Annotated in this window: 2 protein-coding genes and 1 riboswitch; of the genes, one reads left to right on the forward strand and one right to left on the reverse strand. The window is 72.8% G+C overall.

Translation table 11 applies throughout. The features are described from left to right. The coding region (locus G6024_RS15435; RefSeq protein WP_182640412.1) for an SAM-dependent methyltransferase at window positions 1-393 on the reverse strand (393 nt) is incomplete at its 3' end. 75 nt (window positions 394-468) lie between these two features. Continuing rightward, a riboswitch (cobalamin riboswitch) is annotated at window positions 469-655 on the forward strand. A gap of 22 nt (window positions 656-677) precedes the next feature. Between G6024_RS15435 and G6024_RS15440 the strand changes: the two genes are divergently transcribed. Continuing rightward, window positions 678-1,395: magnesium chelatase ATPase subunit I (locus G6024_RS15440; protein WP_159149107.1), on the forward strand; the 718-nt coding region annotated here is incomplete at its 3' end.

Below are 1,395 nucleotides of genomic sequence, written 5' to 3' on the forward strand. Positions count from 1 at the left end.
CAGCGCGCGGTGGTCGCGCAGCACCGCCACGGACTCGGCCGGCCACCGCATCCGGGCGCAGGCCAGCGCGACCGAGGACACCGCCGGGAGCACCTCCACCGCGTCCGCGCTCAGCACATCGATCAGGGTGGTGCCGATCCCGGCGACCAGCGGATCGCCCGAGGCCAGGGCCACGATCGACCGCCCGCGGAACTGCTCGAGCAGCTCCGGCAACCCCTCCCTCAGTGGCCGCGGCCACGGCACTCGTTCGGCCGGCACGTCGCCCGGAATCATCGCCAGATGACGCTCACCGCCGAGCACCACCTCGGCGCCCAGGACGGCGCGACGGCGGGTCTCGTCGAGCCCCGCCCACCCGTCGCCGCCGATGCCGACGACCACCACCCGTGCGTTCATGACGCGGAACCCTACCGCGACACCTGAGGCGCCCCGGGACAGGCCGTTGGGCTAGCCTCGGGACCACACAACCGAACAGACCCCACAGCACGAGGTGCCCCACGACCCGCCACAGGCGGAGCGGAGGGGAGAATCAGGGAAGCCGGTGAGAATCCGGCACAGGGCCCGCTACGGTAACCCGGCCTCTCAGGCGATCGCGCCCCGCGCGCACGTCCGAGATGAGCCGGGAAGTCCGGAGACCGGCCTCGCGCTGACCAGCCTGGCAGACGAGAGCGGGAGCCCCCATGCCACTGCACTACCCCTTCAGCGCTGTCGTCGGTTCCGACGACATGGCGCTGGCCCTGACCCTGACCGCGGTGTCCCCGGCGGTCGGCGGCGTGCTGATCCGCGGCGAGAAGGGCACGGCCAAGTCCACGATAGTTCGCGCCCTCGCCGGGATCCTGCCGGAGGTCGAGGTCGTCACCGGCGACCGCTTCTCCTCCGCACCTGACGACCGCGGTTCCGAGACCCCGGACGGGCGTATCCCCCACGACGCGCCCACCGAGCGGCGGCCGGTCCGCCTGGTCGAGCTGCCGATCGGGGTGTCCGAGGACCGCATCACCGGATCACTACACCTGGAGAGTGCGCTCGCCGATGGCGTGACCGTGTTCCAACCGGGCCTACTCGCCCGCGCACACCGCGGACTGCTCTACGTGGACGAGGTCAACCTGCTCCACGACCACGTGGTGGACCTTCTGCTCGACGCCGCCGCGATGGGCCGGGTGACCGTGGAGCGCGACGGCATCTCGGTGGAGCACGCCGCGCGCTTCGTGCTGATCGGCACCATGAACCCCGAGGAGGGTGAGCTCCGGCCCCAGCTGCTGGACCGCTTCGGCCTCACCGTGGAGGTGGCCGCGCCCCGGGACCCGGAGCTGCGCGCCGAGGTGGTGCGCCGCCGGATCGCGTTCGAGGCCGACCCGGCGGGATTCGTCGCCGCCCACGCCGCCGACGAGGCCGCAGTGC

Source organism: Dietzia maris, assembly GCF_014144855.1.
Lineage (GTDB): Bacteria > Actinomycetota > Actinomycetes > Mycobacteriales > Mycobacteriaceae > Dietzia > Dietzia kunjamensis.